This window comes from Streptodolium elevatio, assembly GCF_053592165.1.
The window spans coordinates 1-1,012 of sequence record NZ_JBSFVE010000090.1 but is presented as its reverse complement, the minus strand read 5'-3'; the positions used below and the strand labels follow the sequence as shown (position 1 = coordinate 1,012).

Here is a 1,012-nt window from a genome sequence, read left to right as displayed (position 1 = left end):
CGGAATTTATATATTTAACAATTGAAAGTAATGTAGCGCTATTAAATACATCTGAACTATCTATGTAATGAAGCATTCCTTTATCAATCCGAACAAGGGAACTTCTTCCTCTATTACTAGAAAATAATTTATTCAAATACTTCATATTTTATTCTCCCATTCATCTATATTGTAACATAGGATAAAGATATTTTTAAGATATAAATAGTCTATTTACAATCAACGCTTTAATAATAAGTAACTATACCACTTTTTTTGAGGAGGGACTCGTACCATGCTGTTGTAATCGTAAAAATTACTCTTTGAACTCCTGACGACATGTAAATTTCTGATGTTTTTCTATTCCTAAGATTTGTCGGTATATATTCTGCCCTCTTCCCGGTTAATATCTGCCAAAATCATGTAAAGTGTATTATATCCGTTAAAACCTTTACCACTTTTCTTAATGTCAGCATATTCAACAACAGTTCCATCTTTCCATTTTCCATAGATTTTAGGTCTTTTTGTTGTAAAATTTCTTTTTCCGATTTGCTTAGGATGCTCAATTTCTCCATTAATCAGCGTTTTTTCAATATTTGAATCTGTCATATATCCCCCCATAAATGGATTATATTCTGCAATTGATAAAGCATATCACAGTCCTAAGCTTTAGGAATACAAAAAAGCACTCCTTGGGAAAATGAGATGCTTTCTTGTACTGTATTCTATCTCTTTCTCCTTTTTTCCAATAATTGCCAATTATCCGCAATCCATTTAATGATTGGGTCCCGTGGAAAAGCTTCTTCAACATCTCCGTTTTTCACAACTGGGAAATTATGTTCATAGCGATAATACTTATCAAATGTAGGACCACTTACACCAATAAATTCAGCTGCTAATTCTCGGGTCATAATCAACGGATAATCGGTATCATTGCATAATTGTCTACTTTCTAAATAAAAATTGTTATTATCTCATATAAAATACCTGGTCACTTGATCAGGTATTATTTAGTACTTTTTATCTTTTTCAA

General features: G+C 31.1%; 2 protein-coding genes. Both read right to left on the bottom strand.

What is annotated here, in order from left to right; genetic code table 11:
* Positions 1 to 345 precede the first annotated feature (345 nt).
* Positions 346 to 600, bottom strand: a complete 255-nt coding sequence (locus ACWD12_RS41140; protein WP_351515772.1) for a hypothetical protein — start codon at positions 598 to 600, stop codon at positions 346 to 348.
* Positions 601 to 704: 104 nt separating this feature from the next.
* Positions 705 to 890 carry a hypothetical protein gene (locus ACWD12_RS41135; protein WP_058208103.1) on the bottom strand — a complete coding sequence of 62 codons (186 nt, stop codon included), beginning with the start codon at positions 888 to 890 and terminating at the stop codon, positions 705 to 707.
* Positions 891 to 1,012 lie beyond the last annotated feature (122 nt).